Source organism: Acinetobacter sp. YH01008 (assembly GCF_013420435.1).
GTDB lineage: Bacteria > Pseudomonadota > Gammaproteobacteria > Pseudomonadales > Moraxellaceae > Acinetobacter > Acinetobacter pseudolwoffii.
The window spans coordinates 35,810-55,378 of sequence record NZ_VOYD01000002.1; the positions used below are offsets into that span (position 1 = coordinate 35,810).

A 19,569-nucleotide genomic window follows, 5' to 3' on the forward strand; every position below is an offset into this window, starting at 1 on the left:
ACCGCTTCAGCGACCACTTATCTGCTTTTAAACAGAAAATAATTTCAAAATGTTTAGAAGTCCGCGAAAACGGATGATTTTTAACAGATGGGCTTCATTGTCCGGCAGCAGACTGTTAATATCGAAGTGAAATTTCTAAGTGATCAAAGCGCTATGCAAGAGTCTATTGAACAATATATGCAAACGGTAGGACAGCAGGCACGCCAGGCTTCTCGCATTTTGGCTCGTGCGTCCACCCAAACCAAAAACAACGCACTATCGGCTATTTATACGGCTTTGGAAAATAGCCAGCCAGCTATTTTGGCTGCCAACCAGAAAGATATGACCAAAGCGCATAATAACAATCTGGACAGTGCCCTGCTTGATCGCTTAGAACTCAACCCCGCACGCTTTAAAGGTATGTTAGAAGGCCTGAAAGATGTGATTGGCCTGAAAGATCCGATTGGTGAAATTAGCGATATGGCTTATCGCCCATCTGGCATTCAACTGGGCAAGATGCGTGTACCTTTAGGTGTGGTCGGCATGATTTATGAATCACGTCCCAACGTGACCCTGGAAGCGGCTTCACTGGCGCTGAAATCAGGCAATGCGATTATTTTACGTGGCGGTTCAGAAGCACTGGAATCCAATCAGGCGATTGCCGCGGCAATTCAACATGCGCTGAAAATTTCCGGCCTGCCAGAATCAGCAGTACAAGTGATCAATACCGTTGATCGTGCTGCAGTCGGCCAGCTCATTACCATGACCGAATATGTCGATGTGATTGTGCCTCGTGGCGGCAAGAGCCTGATCGAACGCATTACTGAAGAAGCTCGTGTCCCGGTGATCAAACATTTAGATGGTAATTGCCATATCTATGTGGAAGCACAGGCGGATCTGTTAAAAGCCTTACCCATTGCTTTAAATGCTAAAACCCATCGTTATGGCGTGTGTAATGCCATGGAAACTTTGCTAGTCGATGAAAAAGTCGCTGAAGAGTTCTTGCCTCGCATCGCAGAACTTTATCAGGAGAAAAAAGTAGAGCTCCGTGGTTGCAAAGAAACCCAGCGTATTCTTGCTGATGCAGTGATTGCGGCCACTGAAGAAGACTGGTATACCGAATATCTGGGCCCAATTCTGGCCATCAAAGTGGTTTCTGGCATAGAAGAAGCGATTGAACATATTAATCAGTATGGCTCACATCATACCGATTCGATCATTACTGAAAATTACAGTCTGGCACGCGAGTTTTTGGCCGGTGTCGATTCGAGTTCGGTGATGATCAATGCCTCGACCCGCTTTGCTGATGGTTTTGAATATGGCTTAGGCGCGGAAATCGGAATTTCAACCGATAAAATTCATGCCCGTGGTCCGGTTGGTCTTGAAGGCCTGACCTCACAAAAATGGATCGTATTTGGTGATGGTCAGATTCGCCAATAACTATTTCAGCTGATCACTTTAAAAATCAGCCTTGCGAACAAAGCTGATTTTTTATGGATATAAAAAATTAAAACCGAAATGGATCAGAACCTTTGGGTCATTTTATTGATGAATCTCTGTATAGAATTGTATGTATAAGTCATATTTGCTGTTTTAGGCACTAAACTGAAAGCAATCTGTTCCAGTACGACATTGAAAATAGAATTTGGCAGCTTTATTGATTATATTTTCAGCATCATTTTATTTATAAATGAAAACTATGAACTGATAAATTTTAGTTATTATTGTCAGTCTGGTCGATAATGCTTAAGTCTAATCTGCTAAAGTCTATCTAGGACAGAAAAAAAACAAATGTTAAAACATCAATATTGATTCAGCTTAGTGCTTTTTTGCTGATCACTGGATCAAGTCAATGGACGAGAATTTTAATTAAAAATCGGGTAATCAATCGTGTCTAAATCAGTATTAGTTATTAATTGTGGCTCTTCTTCAATCAAGTTTGCATTACTTCTTGAGGAACAGAACTTCCGTATTCATGGTTTAGCTGAGAACTTAGGCACAGAGAATGCTCGTATCAAAGGCGTGACTGTCGGTAACGAACCAGTCGATATCCATATTCCTTTTGCCGACCATAAAAAAGCCCTTGAAGTTGGTTTGGAGCGTCTGGCTAACTATCGCCCAGATGCGATTGGTCACCGTGTGGTACATGGTGGCAGCCTGACCAAAGCAGAATTGATCAATGATGAAATTATTGAAAAGATTCGTGAAGCAACGCCGCTTGCGCCCTTACACAATCCGGCACATCTGATTGGCATTGAAGCCACCAAACGCTTGTTCCCAGACTTACCGCAAATAGCAGTATTTGATACCGCATTCCATCAAAGCATGCCAGCACATGCATATCGCTATGCCCTGCCAAAATTCTTATATACAGCCCATGGTGTGCGTCGTTATGGTTTCCACGGCACCAGCCATGCTTATGTTTCAGACCGTGGTTCTGAACTGGCAGGTAGCCTGAAACAAGGCGGCTGGTTAACAGCACATCTCGGTAATGGCAGCTCGACCTGTGCCGTGTGGAATGGGAAAAGTGTAGATACGTCAATGGGCTTAACCCCGCTTGAAGGTATTGTCATGGGCACCCGCAGTGGCGATGTCGACCCAAGCCTGCACAGCTTCCTGGCAAAAAATCTGGGTTGGGATATCTATAAAATTGACAAGATGCTGAATAGCCAGAGCGGTCTGTTAGGTCTGTCTGATTTGTCGAATGACATGCGTACCCTGATTGAAGCATCGGAACAAGGCAATGAAGATGCTGCATTGGCGATTGAAGTATTCTGCTACCGTCTAGCCAAATCTCTGGCAGCACTGAGCTGTGGTCTGCCACGTATTGATGGCTTGTTCTTCACTGGCGGTATTGGCGAAAATTCTGCCTATATCCGTGAAAAAACCATGACTTATCTGCCCCACTTCGGCTTCAACCTGGATAAAAGTGCCAATAATGATCTGAAACGTGGCACTGAAGGCCGTATCGATTCAGGTACAGGTCCACAAATCTGGGTAGTGCCAACAGACGAAGAAGGTCGTATCGCTCAAGAAGTACATAGCGTTGTAGAACTTGAAGTGGAGCAAAAAAACGCAAAAAAGTCTGAAGCTGAGGTAGCGCTTGCATAAGCAAGCAGGGCCACTTTTTAACTGATTTTTATTATTGTGTGACTGACGTAACTTATGAAAACGATTCTATTGGTTCCCACTGGGGAAGGCGTAGGCTTAACTTCTGCATGTTTAGGCCTGATTTATGCACTGGAATGCCAAGGGGTTAAAGCTGGCTTTCTCAAACCTTTTGCTCAGGAATTGAATGAAGTCGAAGACCGTACTACGGCTTTGTATCGTCATATTTCTCAAAGTGAAACTGTTGAACCAATCCGTTATAGCAAAGTCTTGCAGCAGATTAATCTGGGTGAACAGGATGAACTGCTGGAAGAAGCGGTACGTCTGCATCGTCAAATTGCCAGACAGCATGACCTGATCATTGTCGAAGGTCTATTGCCAAATGCTCAGGACAGTTTTGCCGATGATCTGAATGCCTCGCTGGCGCAGGCTTTGGATGCCAAAGTGATTGTGGTCAGCAATGCCAATATCCAGCAGCCAGGTCAGACTGCCGATAAAGTTGAAAACCAGATTCGCAACTTTGGTGGCGCCAGTTCAACCCGCCTGTCTGGCATCCTGTTGATGCGAACCAAAGGTCTGCCTGAAGAATCTGCACAGATTCCTGTAACGCTTGATCCGGATTTACGTCTTGCAGAAGAAACCACACAATTTATTCGTGCCATCCAGCAAACCCATCCACATATTGGTTCAGAAAAGTTACCTGTAATTGGACTGGTGCCTTTCAGTAAAACTTTAAGTGTGCCGCGTATATCTGATCTGGCGGCACATATTCAGGCCTACTGGATTAATGAAGGCGAAGCGAAACAGCGCCGTGTCCAGCACAGCAGCCTGATTTCGGCCAATATTGAACATGAATTGCATAAATTTGTAGCGGGTGAATTGATCATCAGTGCATCTGACCGGATTGATGTGTTATTGGCCAGCAGTCTGGCCAGCAGCAATGGTATTCCTTTGGCTGGCTTGGTGCTAACTGAACATCATCAACCAAATGATCACGTACTGGAATTTTGCCAGACCGCCATCAAACAAGGTTTACCAATTTTACATACACCGCTTAGTACCTTTGAAACCGCACAAAAACTGGTAAATCTCAGCAATGAAATTCCAGTAGATGATACGGAACGTGCAGATCAGGTCACGCGCTTTGTTTCGAGTCACATCAATCCGGAATGGCTCGGTCAGATGTTGAATGGTTCTTATAAGCCACGTCTATCGCCTTCAGCCTTCCGGCATGAACTGGTACAAAAATCGATTGCGGCCAAAAAACGTATTGTATTACCTGAAGGTGATGAACCACGTACGATACAAGCTGCAGCAATCTGTCAGTCGCGTGGCATTGCACAATGTATTTTATTGGCCAATCCCGAATCTGTTTTAGAAGTGGCAAAAGCTCGTGGTATCGAATTGCCTGAAGATCTGGAAATTCTGGATCCGGATCTGATTCGTGACAACTATATCGACAAGATGGTCGAGCTACGTAAAGGCAAACTCAACGAACTGCAAGCGCGTGAACAGTTGCAAGACACTGTGGTGCTCGGCACCATGATGCTGGCGCTGGATCAGGTTGATGGTCTGGTCTCTGGCGCGGTACATACCACGGCCAATACCGTACGTCCTGCCTTTCAGCTGATCAAGACTGCACCCGATTATTCACTGGTTTCTTCTGTGTTCTTTATGTTGCTGCCAGATGAAGTCTATGTTTATGGCGACTGTGCGATTAATCCTGATCCAGATGCAGAGCAGCTGGCCGAGATTGCGATTCAATCGGCAGATTCTGCCAAAGCCTTTGGCATTGACCCGCGGATTGCAATGATTTCTTACTCTACCGGAACTTCAGGTATGGGTGCCGATGTCGAGAAAGTGGCTGAAGCAACACGAATCGCCAAAGAACGTCGTCCTGACCTGCTAATTGATGGGCCATTACAATATGATGCTGCCTCGGTTGAAAGTGTTGGCCGTCAAAAAGCACCAGATTCACAAGTGGCCGGACGTGCCAATGTCTTTATTTTCCCGGATTTAAATACGGGTAATACGACTTATAAAGCTGTGCAACGTGCTGCCAATGTAGTCAGTGTTGGGCCAATGCTGCAAGGCTTGAACAAACCGGTGAATGACCTGTCTCGTGGTGCTTTGGTCGATGATATTGTATTTACCATCGCCTTAACCGCGATTCAGGCAGAACAGCAGGCTCAATAAATTTAATAGCTCCGCACTCACCACCCTCTCGCAAGATGGGGTGGTTTTTTTAATCATTTTTGTTCTAAAGTCGGACATTCTATAATCTGTCGATTACTTTTCTAAAAATAAAAAATGCTCTCAAAGAGCATCACATCAACACTGATCTTAAATAGAACCGCATCTACTTACACTTAGTGAAAGTTGAAAATCTACTCACATTTTTAGCGCTCACGCAAATCGATGAAATACGTTATATGACCGGCTTAAAATGGCATTTTACACTTAAAGATATGCAGGCACATATTCAGTGCTGTTTGGCTGATCCAACACGTTATGACTTTACAATTTGTTTAAACCATCATGATGAAATGATCGGTAAACTTTGAATTCTAGAAATCAATCTTGTGCTCAACATGCCGAATTTTGTATTGCCATCTCAACGATCACTTGGACAGCTCAAGGCTATGGCAGTGAAGCGCTCAAGTTGGTCAAAGAGTTTTTCTTTAAGCCATTACAACTCAAAAGTTTAGGCTTGATAGTCTTTGGACATAATTTAGGTGGAAGTCGTGCCTAGGAAAAATATGGTTTTCAAACGCTAAAAATCATACAAAATGGTTTTGAATATGAAGGGAAATTTTCAGATAAAATCATTATACAGGCTCAAAATCCATTTCTGGCAGAATGCAAAACCAAATAAAAAAGAATCAACTACGCATAATAAATGCCAGTCTTTCGAACTGGCATTTTCAACGATTACTAATAAAGTCTGTGACATAAAAAATTAAGCTGAGACAGCCCTGCTTTTCAGTCCACTGACTTTAATTTTTTATAAGGTGGTCCACTCTTTACGCACATCTTCTGCTGTTTTATTGAGCACTACGCTATCGTCTTTGATTTCGCTTACCCAACTCAAGGGAATCAGATGATGCTCATTATTTTCATCATCACTTCTTGTTAATTTAATTGAATCCTGACCTTCTAAATGGTCTACCTTCCCGACTTGAGTACCACATGAAACAATGACTGAAGCATGTTCTTTAATATCACTTGCATTAAAATTGTTCATTCTACTTGCCTGTTTCTAGAAGTTGAGAGAAACAGTCTAAGCAATAAAAAATGCCACATGTGTAAGGGTTTTCAGGCTTTGAGTTTTTCTGGGTTAAAAATGTAAATGGTCAACATGGCTTGAGTAAGCTATAGGAGAGATGCTTTTTAAATTTGAGTTTTCAAATATTTTTATAACTGGATTTGAAGATTTGAAGATTTGAAGATTTGAAGATTTGAAGATTTGAAGATTTGAAGATTTGAAGATTTGAAGATTTGAAGATAGCGTAATCCAATAAAACCTTAAAATAGGAGAAAGAAGATAAGCTTAGGCTTGCTCTTCTTTCTGACCGTACATCCAAGTTGCAGCGATATATACACAAAAACCACTTGCCATTAAAATACCTGTAACCATTGTTAAGATCTCCCGTTTCAATAGCTGCATTATGTAAAAGTTTTATGACAGTTATATGACAATCTGGTTTTTTATTAAATTTAAAATAATTAATAAAATTCAATCGCTTAATACGGAATAAGCAAAATTATGCGTATTTTTTATCTGAAATATGACACTAAATATGACCGATTACTGTCATATTTGACCCGCTGAGCTGCTCAAGTCGTCCTTCAGATTGCTTAAACTATAAACTTTCGGCCAATGCTCGCCCAAAATGCCCACAACCCGATTCTTTTGTCTTATAATTTAGCCCGCTAGCTATCAGCCCGCTCAAGAGATATTTGTATGACAACTATTATCAAGCAAGATGACTTAATCACATCGGTTAAAGATGCGCTTCAGTTCATTTCTTACTATCACCCACAAGACTTTATCCAAGCGATGAGCCGTGCGTATGATCGTGAAGAGAACAAAGCTGCTAAAGATGCGATCGCGCAAATCTTAATTAACTCACGCATGTGTGCAGAAGGCCACCGCCCAATCTGTCAAGATACCGGTATCGTCAACGTATTTGTTGAAGTGGGCATGGATGTTAAATTCGATTTAACCATGGGCCTGGATGATGCAATCAATGAAGGCGTACGTCAGGGTTATTTAGAAAACTCCAACGTGCTTCGTGCATCAGTTCTGGCCGATCCTGCTTTTGGTCGTAAGAATACCAAAGACAACACTCCTGCCGTGATTTACCACAAGCTTGTGCCTGGTAATAAAGTAGATATCACTGTAGCAGCCAAAGGTGGCGGTTCAGAAAACAAATCTAAATTGGCAATGTTAAACCCGTCTGATTCAATCGTGGATTGGGTACTGAAAACTGTTCCAACCATGGGTGCAGGCTGGTGTCCACCAGGTATGCTGGGGATCGGGATCGGTGGTACTGCTGAAAAAGCCATGATGCTTGCCAAAGAAGCATTGATGGAAGAGATCAACATGGACGAATTGCTTCGTCGTGGTCCACAAAGCAAAATGGAAGAGCTTCGTATCGAAATCTTCGAAAAAGTAAATGCTTTGGGTATTGGCGCACAAGGTCTTGGCGGTTTAACCACTGTTCTTGATATTAAGATCAAGGATTACCCTTGTCACGCTGCTGGTAAGCCAGTCGGTATGATCCCGAACTGTGCTGCGACTCGTCATGCACACTTCACACTTGATGGTACGGGTGTTGCCAACATCATCGCACCGAAACTTGAAGACTATCCTGAAGTCACTTGGGATTCTTCAACCTCTAAACGCGTTGACCTCGACACAATTACTCAAGAAGAGATGAATGCTTGGAAACCAGGCGATACGCTTCTTCTTAACGGCACAATCTACACGGGTCGTGATGCTGCGCACAAACGTATGGTCGACATGCTCAACAACGGTGAAGAACTTCCTGTTGATTTGAAAGGCAAGTTTATCTACTACGTTGGCCCAGTCGATCCAGTCGGTGATGAAGTTGTAGGCCCTGCAGGCCCAACAACGGCTACACGTATGGATAAATTCACACGCCAGGTCCTTGAAGCAACTGGCATGTTCGGCATGATCGGTAAAGCGGACCGTGGTCCTGCTGCCGTTGAAGCCATTAAAGACAACCAGGCGACTTATCTCATGGCTGTCGGTGGTGCTGCTTACCTAGTATCTAAAGCCATCCGTGAAGCTGAAGTGGTTGCCTTTGCTGACCTAGGCATGGAAGCGATCTACAAGTTTGTCGTAAAAGATATGCCGGTATCTGTAGCAGTTGATGTGAATGGTACTTCTATTCACGCGACTGCACCGAAAATCTGGCAAGCAAAAATTGGTAAGATTCCAGTCGTGGACGCTGCTGCGGGCTAATTTCTATTGCAATAAAAAAGCACCCTCTATCGGTAATGCCAGTCAGTTAAGGAATTGACTGGCATTTTCTTTTTCAAATTCATGATTATATCTGATAGATAGAAAAGTCATCCGCAACTGTTTGAGGCATGAGGTGTATTGCACCGCAAGATTTAAAAATGATTGTTTCTGCGACAAACTTACTAGTCGATGGTGGCTGACGAGTTTTGCGGATGAGGAGTGTTGCTCCGCAAGATGCCTTCCTTGCGAAGCTTCGCTTCTCATTTGGGCGAAACCAAAGTAACAAATAATTTACAAGAATTTGATTTATAAAATTAATACTCCGCTGTGAATGACTAAAAAATTAAAGAGTCTATTTCTAAACTCCTTAACTGATCAACATTACCCTCTATCGGTGCTTTTTTATTATATTTATTCTAGAAAATGTTCCATTACCAAGTACGCGGATCCCAAAGTTTAAAAGGTGCCTTCAACTGTACATCTAATGATGGATTATAAGCAGTTGGTTCAATTTTCTGCGCTTTTTTGCGAATCTGGCCAGTTTCCTGATCTTGCGCCACAAAATTAAAACTGTGAGATTTAAGCTGAGTAAAAGCAATTTCATTCAGACCGACCTTTTCCGGCATGAGCATGAAGGGCCCCGAGACACTACGCCGGGTGCTGATATTTTCTTCATCATATTTAATAAAATAGGATTGTCCTGCTTCCACACTAAAATCCAGATATTTAGGCTTCTGAAAATGCAAAGCACCCAACGGTCGACTGGTACTTAAACGATATGTTCCTGTAGGAACTTCAATCCAGTAATAATGATTATGCAAAAGACTTGGAATATGTTCTTGATTGATAAACAGGCTGGCAGCGACAATTTCCTGACGGTTCCATCTGGAATCAGGACGGTATAAGTACACGATGGCGGCTTGATCATGTTGTGGTTTCACCGTTTGAAACTGATTGCCCTGCTTTTGATTGACCCAGCCACCAATAGTAAACATACCAATACGATGCTGTTCCACAAAGCCCGGTTTTTTTTCAAGATCAATATTTTTTAGAGTGCTGAGTGACTGTGTAGGCTCAACTACGGCTTTCTTACCATGACACCCCAGCAATGCCAAACTGCTGATGAGTACAATTGCGACTCCACGCATGCTTATCCCTCACTGCGTCTTTATTCTTTTATATGCAAGTGCTTTGCGATTTATTTTTTATAAGTTTTAGGCATCCACACCTAGTCAATCAGATTAACACCCAGCTTTATTTTTGGAAATAAAAAACCTGCGAAAACACGGAGTTTTCGCAGGTTTCGGATGAATAGCAGTTAAGCAGATTTGCTATTCACCACTTTTAAATCTATTTTTGTCGCTGTCTCTTGCTGCTCATGCGGTTGACGCTCGGCACGATATTCTGGCTCTGCTTCACCTTTAATCACCGCTTCATTGACGACCACCGTGCCGACATCGCTACGGCTTGGCAGGTCATACATGGTTTCGAGTAATGAATTTTCCAGGATCGAACGTAGACCACGCGCGCCAGTATTACGCTCAACCGCTTTTTTCGCCACGGCACGTAATGCGGATTCTTCAAAGACCAGATCCACGTCTTCCATATCAAACAGATGTTGATACTGACGGGTTAATGCATTCTTCGGTTCAGTCAGAATCTGCATCAATGCTTCTTCATCTAACTCATCCAAAGTGGCAATCACCGGCAAACGACCAATAAATTCTGGAATCAAACCAAATTTTACCAGGTCAGTTGCTTCAACTTGACGGAACAGATCAGACAGCTTCTTGGTTTCATCTTTTTTACGCACTTCTGCGGTAAAGCCGATGCCACCTTTTTCCTGACGCTGCTGCACGATTTTCTCAAGTCCAGAGAATGCACCACCACAGATAAACAGGATATTCGAGGTATCAATCTGAATGAATTCCTGCTGCGGATGCTTACGTCCACCTTGTGGCGGAATAGAAGCAACCGTACCTTCGATCATTTTCAAAAGTGCTTGCTGTACGCCTTCACCCGATACATCACGCGTGATGGATGGGTTTTCAGACTTGCGGGTAATCTTGTCGATCTCGTCGATATAGATAATCCCCTTTTGCGCTTTTTCGACATCATAATCCGCTTTTTGCAAAAGCTTCTGTACGATGTTTTCTACATCTTCACCCACATAACCGGCTTCGGTTAGTGTCGTTGCATCTGCCATGGCAAATGGAACATCCAGAAGACGTGCAAGGGTTTGTGCCAGCAAGGTTTTGCCCGATCCTGTCGGACCAACCAGCATAATATTACTTTTTGAAAGCTCGACAGAATCGTCAGCTTTCTTGCCATTATTTTGCACTTTCAAGCGCTTGTAATGGTTATAAACCGCCACTGACAAGGTTTTTTTCGCGACGTCCTGACCAATCACATATTGATCCAAGGCCGCACGGATTTCATGCGGTTTCGGCAAAGGACGATTGGCCCAGTCATTGGTTTCCACCTGCTGACTGGTTTGAACCAAATCTAAGCATACGTCCACACATTCGTTACAAATGTATGCGTCCTCGCCTGCAATCAGCTTCCCGACTTCAGACTGCGTTTTACCGCAAAATGAACAATGCTTTTGTCCTTGAGGATGTTCGGACATATTTACTCCACTATCTCAATCTTTAAAACTTACGGACGTTTAGTTAAAACTTCGTCCACAAGACCGTATTCTTTCGCTTGCTGAGCAGTCATAAAGTTGTCACGGTCTGTATCACGTGCAACTTTCTCGTAATCCTGACCGCTGTGTTCAGCCATTAAACGGTTTAAACGTTCTTTAATAAACAAGATTTCACGTGCATGAATTTCAATATCTGAAGCCTGACCACGGAAACCACCCAATGGCTGGTGAATCATGACACGGGCATTTTCAAGGCAATAACGCTTGCCTTTGGTACCGGCATTCAGCAGGAACGCACCCATTGATGCTGCCTGACCCATGCAGTACGTTACGACATCTGGTTTGATAAACTGCATGGTGTCATAAATCGCCATACCTGCAGTTACCGAACCGCCTGGTGAATTGATATATAGATGAATATCTTTATCTGGATTTTCCGCCTCTAAAAACAACATTTGCGCAACGATCAGGTTCGCCATGTTGTCTTCAACTTCGCCCGTCATAAAAATTACACGTTCACGCAAAAGGCGTGAATAAATATCAAAAGAACGCTCACCACGAGAGGATTGTTCTACCACCATTGGCACTAAAGCGTTTTCAATCGTTGGAACATACATACGTTTATTTATTCCTAAATTTTTTGTGACCTAACCCATAATCACAATATGAGGGATAATCACTGAAATTGCAAAAAATTCGCCAATAAATCCATCATATTTTTTGCATTAGTTTTGTGAAAATCAGAAATACTTTTTTCAGGCATCAATATGAAAAAAAGGCGCATCAAGCGCCTTTTTTATGGAAAGCTAAAATTAAGCTTGTTGACGAGCTTGCTGCTCTTTCAATAAGTCTTCATAGCTTACAGTCGCATCAGTTACTTTAGCAGAAGCCAAAATGTAATCAACAACTTGGTCTTCTAGTACAACAGCTTCGATTTGTTGACGTTGTTGCGCATCGTTTTTGAAGTATTCGATCACTTCGTTTGGATCTTCATAAGAAGACGCCATGTCTTGGATATACGCTTCAACACGTGCAGCATCTACTTCGATTTTCGCATCAGCTAAAACACGGCTAACCAATACGCCAAGTTTTACAGATTTTTCAGCTTGTTCTTTGAATAATTCGTCTGGAAGCATGCTTGAATCAAATGCTTGCGCACCTTGAGCACCGAACTGCTGAGTGAACTGCTGAATCATTTGTTGACGTTGACGGTCAATTTCTTGAGCAAGCATAGCCGCTGGAAGTTCAACTTCGTTTGCAGCAACAAGCGCATCAAAAGTCGCACCTTTTACCTGGTTACGCAGGCCGTTTTTCACTTCACGTTCCATGTTTTTACGAACGTCAGCTTTCAACTTCTCAACGCCTTCTTCTTCAGACACACCGAAGATTTCCAGGAATTCAGCATCAATTTCTGGAAGTTTTTGTTTTTCAACAAGCTTCACAGTGATTTTGAATTGAGCTTGTTTACCAGCAAGGTTTTCAGCTTGGTAATCTTCAGGGAAAGTTACATCAATCACTTTCTCTTCGCCTTTCTTCATACCAACGATGCCGTCTTCGAAGCCAGGAATCATACGGCCAGAACCGAGTACAAGTTTGAAGTCTTCAGCAGCGCCGCCTTCAAATTTCTCACCATCAACCGTACCTTCAAAATCGAAAGTCACTTGCATGTCTTTTTTAGCCATGCCTTTGGTTTCAGCCCAAGCAGCACGTTGTTTTTGAAGATTTTCGATCATCTTCTCAACGTCTTTATCGTTGACTTCAGTTGCTTTACGTTCAACTTCCAGACCTTCGAATTTCACTTCAACTTCTGGATAAACTTCAACAGTCGCTGTATATACCAGCGCGTCGTCTTTCATTTCAGTTTTTTCGATGTTTGGCATGCCCACAGCATTGATTTTCTCTTGCTGGATTGCTTCGAAAACTGTGTCACGAATAATATCGTTTACTACTTCTTGGTAGATACCCGCGCCGTATTCACGACGAACTACGTTTACAGGCACTTTACCTGGACGGAAGCCGTTGATCTTCGCAGTTTTAGCAGTGCGTTTTAAACGAGCTTCAAATTGCTCATTAATACGGCTCGTCGGTACAGAAACATTTAAACGACGGGCAACGCCCGAAACCGCTTCAGAAGTTACTTGCATGGCTTCCTCTATATATTAGGTTATAACAGGTTTATAAAAATGTGCCACATTATATGACAACATTTAAGGATATACAAAAAATACGCGCGAGTTCCAGTTTTTAAACCCTTTTTTTACTTGAATTGGCATCTTTTCAAATATTCAGGCGATTAAATTGAAATGAAGGAATTGTATATTTTTATTGCAAATGATAAATATTATCATTAATATTCCTGAAATTTGATTTGAATCTTTAACTTTCTCCATCTCGGAATTTCGGTTATGCGTAATTTTAATCTTCGCCCACTTGCAGTGGCTATTCTTGGGGTTACAGCTGCTTCTGCACATGCTGAAACAAATAATACCACTGTACCAGTAACACAATTGTCTACGATTGTGGTTTCAGCGGCGGGTTATGAACAAAAGATTAAGGACGCACCCGCTTCAATTACTGTACTCACCGAAGAAGATTTTAAAACAAAACGTATTACTTCTTTAGCAGATGCTTTAAGCGATGTAGAAGGTATTGATATTAGTCCTACGGCTGGTAAAACAGGCGGTCTAGATATTAGCATTCGTGGCTTACCATCTGAGTACACACTTGTACTCATTGATGGTCGCCGTCAAAACAGTACCGGCGATATTACACCGAATGGCTTTGGTGAAACAAAAAATAATTTTATTCCTCCATTGTCTGCAATTGAACGCATCGAAATTATTCGTGGCCCGGCATCTACCTTATATGGTTCGGATGCAATGGGCGGTGTAGTCAATATTATTACTAAAAAAGTGGCTGATACTTGGACAGGTTCTGTAACTTTAGATGGAACGCTTAATCCAAATTATTCAGACTTCGGTAACCAACGCAGTATCGATTTTTATGGTTCTGGTCCCTTAGTACAAAACCTTTTGGGCTTACAAATTCGCGCAAAACATTGGGAACGTGACGAATCGAATGTAACTAGAGATATTGACCAAACAACATTAGGTACAGGTAATAATCCATCTGAAGGTAAAATTGATACCCTAGGTGCACGTTTAACATTAACACCCACAGACAAGCATGACATATCTATTGATGCAGAGTCTCAGCGCCAATCATATGAAAATCCGAAAAATACCAGCGGTTTCCAATTAGGTACTGTAGGCCCAGCAGGTGGCTATGATAATGAGATGGAATTTAATCGTGATAAATATGTGCTAGCTCATCAATGGCGTAATGACATTGGTACTTTAGACAGCAGCATTACCCGTAATGAAAGTGAAACTGTTGGTCGTCTTATTCCATCACGTATGCAAGGTGGCGATTTAGTTACTAAAACCCCACGACTAATTGAAAGTGAAGATACTATTTTTGATACTAAACTGTCTGTAAATTCAATAGCAAATCATAACTTGATCTTAGGTGGCCAATGGTGGGATGCCAGCATTTCAGATGGCCTACGTTCATCTAAACCTGAGGTTAACTTTACTCAAGTTGGTTTGTTTGCAGAAGATACATGGAATATCTTACCAAACTTCGCCTTAACATTAGGTCTGCGTTATGATGATCACGATACTTTTGGTGATTTTATTACTCCTCGTGCTTATGCTGTTTGGAATGTTAACGATACTTGGACACTAAAAGGCGGTTATTCAGAAGGCTATAAAGCTCCTCGTTTAGAACAGTTGACAAATGGTGTAGTAAACGTTGGACGTCAAGGTGCTCAACCTATTTTTGGTAATCAAAATTTAAAACCTGAAACTAGCGATAACTATGAGCTTGGCATTTATTTCACACCTAATAATGACTTAAATATTAACTTGACAGGTTTTATCAGTACCGTTGAAGATAAAATTGTTTCAGGTGCAATCACAGATACTTCGGTAAATACAGGTGGCAATCCAGGTGAATGTTTAGTAAACCAAACTTGTGCAGACTATTTAACTGGTCTCGGCACTCCATGGCAGTGGCTTAATCAATCCAGTGATCGTGCTTTTATGATCACTCGACCTGACAACGTTGATGAAGTTGAAATTTATGGTACAGAGCTAGGTATTAATTGGGGCTTTGCTGAAGATTGGAAATTAAACTTTAACTACACTTGGACTGAAACTGAGGTTACCAAAGGTAAAGATAAAGGGAAAAAGTTACAAGACACCCCTGAGCATATGTTTAATGCAACTGTAAAATGGAATGTCGCTGACAATGCTGATCTTTGGTTACGTGGTGAATACCGTACCGAACGCTCTCGCTTCAAAACCACAAACTTAACTGGAGATGATCTTACTGTTTATAATACGTTGGGTGACTATGAGGCATATGGTTTAATGCACTTAGGCACAAATTATGCCGTGAATGATAACTGGGATATTGGTGTTGCACTCTACAACATTTTCGATAAAGACTTTAATAAGTATGAAATCGTTGATGGTACTGCCTATAACTTATATAGCAATACCCAAGAAGGTCGTCGCGTTCAGTTAAGTACAACTTTTAAATTCTAAGAAATACATCTCTTAAAAAAACCCTGCCCTGGCAGGGTTTTTTTCTTATCGTGCGATCAATACTTTCCAAAACATTGCTAATTTATGCTGTTCTATAAACATCATTATTCTCAATAAAAATTTAACAATTAGATTAATTTTTCAATATTTACTAAAATCATATGTTTATATATTGATTGTTATAATATTACATTTAGAAACTCATTTAACATTTTCTTAAAGATCATGAATTCCCATGATAAAAAGATAAAAATAAAAACAAGAATCATTATTATTCGCATACATTTTCAGCATTCATCTATTAGGTTTAACATGACCTTCATTAAAACACGTAAAAAAATCGTTTCCTCTGCAATTGTTTCATCTTTATCAATAGTAGCTGGATCTGCGATGGCAGAAGAACAGGTGATCCAGTTAGAAACTATTCATCAAGAAGTCAAAGCTGAACAAGCACCCAGCTTAAAAGTAGATCAATCTGCGAATAGCAAATTTGTTGCGCCTTTACTCGACACACCCAAATCAGTTTCAGTGATTTCAAAACAGCTGATTGCCGATACACAAGTGACGACTTTAGCTGATGCACTGCGTACAGTTCCGGGGATTACCTTGGGTGCAGGTGAAGGTGGTAATCCGAATGGTGACCGCCCATTCATTCGCGGTTATAACTCTGAAAGCTCGATGTATGTAGACGGCGTTCGTAATGCCACTTCACAAAACCGTGAAATGTTTGCTGTCGAACAGGTCGAAGTGACTAAAGGTTCTGCGTCTGCCATGGGCGGCGCAGGAGCGACCGGTGGTAGTATCAACATGATTTCTAAAGTTGCGAAGAAAGGTGACTTTTTAGAAGGCTCGGTCGCTGGCGGCACAGATAACTATCAACGTATTACTTTAGATGGCAATAAAGATTTCGGAAATGGTATCGCAGCACGTGTTGCGGTAATGGGTCATCATAATGAAAAAGCTGGCCAGAAAGACGGTGCGGAATATAAACGTGCCGGTATTGCGCCAAGTATTAGCTTTGGTCTGGACACCCCTACTCGCGCGACTTTGGGCTATTACTACTTAAAATCGGATGACACACCGGATTCAGGTGTTCCTTATAACAATCCCTTTGCAGCGACAAATGCAAATGTAGGATTGAATGGCAACGGCAAGCCTATTGATATTAAACAAGGTCAATACTATGGCTGGCAAGATCGAGACTTTCAGAAACAGGAAAATCAGATCGGAACGCTTAAATTAGAACATGACCTGACCGACAACCTGACGATTAGCAATACCGCAGTGTATAACAGCTCTAAAAATGATTATCTGTGGACCAATCCAGATGACTCAAGAGGTAACTTCTTACTGAATGGCAATGTCTGGGCGCGTGCCAACTCACGTGTCGCCGATACTGATGCATTTACCGATCAACTCGCTCTAACAGGTAAATTTAATACCGGCGCGTTTAAACATAGTTTTAACTTGGGTGCCGAATATTCAGAGCAGGAAACTGACCGTACCCAATACATTATTGATGGTGTTAACGCTACAGGTAATGTACACAATGCCTGTAACGCTGCCGATATTGCATCAGGTTGGTGTACTTCTGTACAGAACCCTAACCGTGGACCATGGACAGGTACATTAAGTACCAATGGCGCTGACCGTTATAATATTGAAAGCAAATCCAAGTCTGTTTATTTCCTGGATAGTATTGAGTTCAATCCTCAATGGCTTTTAGATCTGGGCGTCCGTTGGGATGATTACTCAACTGAACAAACCATGCTTGCAGGTCGTTTTAATACAACGACTCCAGCAGGCACAATTGTTAAACTTGAAAATGATAAAGACTTTATCAACTATCAAGCCGGCCTGACCTTTAAACCGGTTGAAAATGGTTCTATCTATGCAAGTTATGCAACTTCCGCCAATCCGGTCGGTGTAGATGGCGGGGACGGCTCTGAAGGCATTACAGCCGCAATCAGCAATCTTAAGCCCGAAGAAGTCCGCACCATGGAACTCGGCACTAAATGGGACATGTTAAATGACAAGCTGAATCTGACTGCTGCCATTTTCCGTACTGAAAAAACAAATACCCGTGCCACTGCCGATGATGGCACGACCAGCAATATTGGTGAAACACGTGTCGACGGGATTGAACTGGGTGTAAATGGTAATATCACGGACAAATGGGCGGTATCTGCGGGCTATACCTATTTAGACAGTGAACTCATTGATGGTGGATTTGTAAATACTGCCGCTACAAGTCAACCTGCTGTATATGCACCAAATCCTAGCAACGGGAATCAGGTTCAAAACGTAGCGAAAAACAGTGCCACCCTTTGGACCACTTATGCTATTACCCCTGCTTTAACTTTGGGTGCAGGTGCAATCGCAATGAACAAGGTTTATGGCAATGCAGCCAATACCAAGTTTGTTCCAGGTTATGTGCGTTATGATGCCATGGCACGTTATAACGTCAATAAAAACGTTGATTTGCAATTGAATATCAACAACCTGTCAGATGAACGTTACTTCACCAAGGCCTATTCATCTCACTATGCCACTGAAGCAGAAGGTCGTAGCGCAGTATTGGCAATCAACTTTAAATATTAATTCAATGTAAGCGCATAGCCTCCTTATGGGGGCTATGCTATTTTCAATATAAAATATTCAGGAAAAGTCTTCGTGCTGCATCATATTCCAAACGTACTGAGCAAAGAACAAGTGCAATATTTCCGTGAGGAGATGAATAAAATCGAGTGGGTGAATGGCAAGGTCACGGCTGGTACGCTCTCTGCAACGGTAAAACAGAATCAGCAATTGCCTGAAGATCATCCCCTGACCCATCATTTAAGTCATATTATTCTTGAATCATTGGGTCAACATCCGCTATTTCTATCGGCTGCGATTCCACTCGATATCATTCCCCCTCTGTTCAACCGTTATGAAAATAACGAAGCCTTCGGTTTCCATGTCGACAACTCCATTCGCCGTATTCGCGGCACGAATGAACGTCTCAGAACAGATTTATCCTGTACGGTTTTTTTGAGTGAACCTGAAGAATATGCCGGTGGTGAACTGGTGGTTGAAGACACCTACGGCTATCACGAAGTGAAACTGCCTGCCGGCGATATGATTCTTTATCCATCCACCAGTTTGCATGAAGTCACCCCAATCACCTCAGGTTGCCGAATTGCCTCATTTTTCTGGGTACAAAGCATGATTCGTGATGATGCAGAACGGCATATGCTGTTTAATCTGGATCAAAGCATTCAAAACTTGAGAATGCAACTGGGCGATCAGCATGCAGAAGTTATGAAACTGACCAATCTGTATCATAACCTCATGCGAAAATGGGCCGAGCTTTAAAAGCTTGCCCGGATGAAATGTCTTTAACCATCTAGGGCTATCTTTTCTAAAAATAGAGGCTGATATGGCATGATTGGGTGTAAAAAATAACGGCTTATTTCAAAATCAAGAAAATATAAAACACTATACTTAAAATATATGGGAATATTTTTCAAAACTTAAAGCTTATAAGAAAATCTTTATTAAGATACGACTAAAATCTATTAAAAAAGCAAAAACTTTTCGGTTTAACTGGATTAAACTTAAAGTTATAAGTTGATCATGCAGGTTTTTTGATTAAAACTAAATCCCAAATATTCCAGAAGATTTTTAGTTTTAATGCTGGTTCCAATCTGTATGTAGACGATTATAGACACAATCTATTCGGTAACCTTTGC

13 protein-coding genes are annotated in these 19,569 nt (G+C 41.9%); 8 read left to right on the plus strand and 5 right to left on the minus strand.

The window, feature by feature from the left end; genetic code table 11:
* The first annotated feature begins 153 nt into the window (after positions 1 to 153).
* The 4 genes from FTT75_RS02190 to FTT75_RS02205 all read left to right on the plus strand — a co-directional run bounded on the left by FTT75_RS02190 (position 154) and on the right by FTT75_RS02205 (position 5,839).
* Positions 154 to 1,419 (plus strand): glutamate-5-semialdehyde dehydrogenase, encoded by a 1,266-nt coding sequence (locus tag FTT75_RS02190; RefSeq protein WP_034609142.1) that lies wholly within the window; start codon positions 154 to 156, stop codon positions 1,417 to 1,419.
* Between the two features lie 450 nt (positions 1,420 to 1,869).
* Positions 1,870 to 3,090 (plus strand): acetate/propionate family kinase, encoded by a 1,221-nt coding sequence (locus FTT75_RS02195; RefSeq protein ID WP_005172750.1) that lies wholly within the window; start codon positions 1,870 to 1,872, stop codon positions 3,088 to 3,090.
* Positions 3,091 to 3,144: 54 nt separating this feature from the next.
* Positions 3,145 to 5,283 (plus strand): phosphate acetyltransferase, encoded by a 2,139-nt coding sequence (pta, locus tag FTT75_RS02200; RefSeq protein WP_100329250.1) that lies wholly within the window; start codon positions 3,145 to 3,147, stop codon positions 5,281 to 5,283.
* 364 nt (positions 5,284 to 5,647) lie between these two features.
* Positions 5,648 to 5,839, plus strand: coding sequence for a hypothetical protein (locus FTT75_RS02205; RefSeq protein ID WP_180001557.1), 192 nt, complete (start codon positions 5,648 to 5,650; stop codon positions 5,837 to 5,839).
* A 252-nt stretch (positions 5,840 to 6,091) separates the two neighbouring features.
* Here FTT75_RS02205 and FTT75_RS02210 read toward each other — a convergent pair whose 3' ends face one another.
* Complete coding sequence (locus FTT75_RS02210) at positions 6,092 to 6,331, minus strand: DUF2171 domain-containing protein (RefSeq protein ID WP_180185854.1); 240 nt, start codon at positions 6,329 to 6,331, stop codon at positions 6,092 to 6,094.
* A 720-nt stretch (positions 6,332 to 7,051) separates the two neighbouring features.
* Between FTT75_RS02210 and FTT75_RS02215 the strand changes: the two genes are divergently transcribed.
* On the plus strand, positions 7,052 to 8,578 hold the full coding sequence (locus FTT75_RS02215) for a fumarate hydratase (RefSeq protein WP_100355657.1): 1,527 nt from the start codon (positions 7,052 to 7,054) through the stop codon (positions 8,576 to 8,578).
* Between the two features lie 431 nt (positions 8,579 to 9,009).
* On the opposite strand, the gene FTT75_RS02220 is transcribed toward FTT75_RS02215, so the two are convergent.
* The 4 genes from FTT75_RS02220 to tig form a co-directional block, all read right to left on the minus strand.
* Complete coding sequence (locus FTT75_RS02220; RefSeq protein WP_005172754.1) at positions 9,010 to 9,726, minus strand: DUF2846 domain-containing protein; 717 nt, start codon at positions 9,724 to 9,726, stop codon at positions 9,010 to 9,012.
* 170 nt (positions 9,727 to 9,896) lie between these two features.
* Positions 9,897 to 11,207, minus strand: a complete 1,311-nt coding sequence (clpX, locus tag FTT75_RS02225) for an ATP-dependent protease ATP-binding subunit ClpX (RefSeq protein WP_180185855.1) — start codon at positions 11,205 to 11,207, stop codon at positions 9,897 to 9,899.
* A 29-nt stretch (positions 11,208 to 11,236) separates the two neighbouring features.
* Positions 11,237 to 11,842: an ATP-dependent Clp endopeptidase proteolytic subunit ClpP gene (gene clpP / locus FTT75_RS02230; RefSeq protein WP_004647427.1), complete on the minus strand. Its 606-nt coding sequence runs from the start codon at positions 11,840 to 11,842 to the stop codon at positions 11,237 to 11,239.
* 195 nt (positions 11,843 to 12,037) lie between these two features.
* Positions 12,038 to 13,369: a trigger factor gene (tig, locus tag FTT75_RS02235; RefSeq protein WP_005095580.1), complete on the minus strand. Its 1,332-nt coding sequence runs from the start codon at positions 13,367 to 13,369 to the stop codon at positions 12,038 to 12,040.
* Positions 13,370 to 13,630: 261 nt separating this feature from the next.
* On the opposite strand from tig, the gene FTT75_RS02240 reads away from it, so the two are divergent.
* From FTT75_RS02240 to FTT75_RS02250, 3 genes are all read left to right on the plus strand, one after another.
* A complete protein-coding gene (locus tag FTT75_RS02240; protein ID WP_100329255.1) occupies positions 13,631 to 15,835 on the plus strand; it encodes a TonB-dependent receptor domain-containing protein in 2,205 nt (734 codons plus the stop codon).
* 312 nt (positions 15,836 to 16,147) lie between these two features.
* Entirely contained in the window at positions 16,148 to 18,436 is a 2,289-nt protein-coding gene (locus FTT75_RS02245; RefSeq protein ID WP_180185856.1) for a TonB-dependent siderophore receptor, read from the plus strand.
* Between the two features lie 72 nt (positions 18,437 to 18,508).
* Positions 18,509 to 19,192, plus strand: a complete 684-nt coding sequence (locus FTT75_RS02250; RefSeq protein WP_100357541.1) for a Fe2+-dependent dioxygenase — start codon at positions 18,509 to 18,511, stop codon at positions 19,190 to 19,192.
* The last annotated feature ends 377 nt before the right edge of the window (positions 19,193 to 19,569 follow it).

Bases quoted from the DNA above. Each gene is read 5' to 3' on its own strand.
- FTT75_RS02190 (WP_034609142.1), top strand. From the start codon at position 154: ATGCAAGAGTCTATTGAACAATATATGCAAACGGTAGGACAGCAGGCA.
- pta (WP_100329250.1), top strand. From the start codon at position 3,145: ATGAAAACGATTCTATTGGTTCCCACTGGGGAAGGCGTAGGCTTAACT.
- FTT75_RS02210 (WP_180185854.1), bottom strand. From the start codon at position 6,331: ATGAACAATTTTAATGCAAGTGATATTAAAGAACATGCTTCAGTCATT.
- FTT75_RS02215 (WP_100355657.1), top strand. From the start codon at position 7,052: ATGACAACTATTATCAAGCAAGATGACTTAATCACATCGGTTAAAGAT.
- FTT75_RS02220 (WP_005172754.1), bottom strand. From the start codon at position 9,726: ATGCGTGGAGTCGCAATTGTACTCATCAGCAGTTTGGCATTGCTGGGG.
- clpX (WP_180185855.1), bottom strand. From the start codon at position 11,207: ATGTCCGAACATCCTCAAGGACAAAAGCATTGTTCATTTTGCGGTAAA.
- clpP (WP_004647427.1), bottom strand. From the start codon at position 11,842: ATGTATGTTCCAACGATTGAAAACGCTTTAGTGCCAATGGTGGTAGAA.
- tig (WP_005095580.1), bottom strand. From the start codon at position 13,369: ATGCAAGTAACTTCTGAAGCGGTTTCGGGCGTTGCCCGTCGTTTAAAT.
- FTT75_RS02240 (WP_100329255.1), top strand. From the start codon at position 13,631: ATGCGTAATTTTAATCTTCGCCCACTTGCAGTGGCTATTCTTGGGGTT.
- FTT75_RS02245 (WP_180185856.1), top strand. From the start codon at position 16,148: ATGACCTTCATTAAAACACGTAAAAAAATCGTTTCCTCTGCAATTGTT.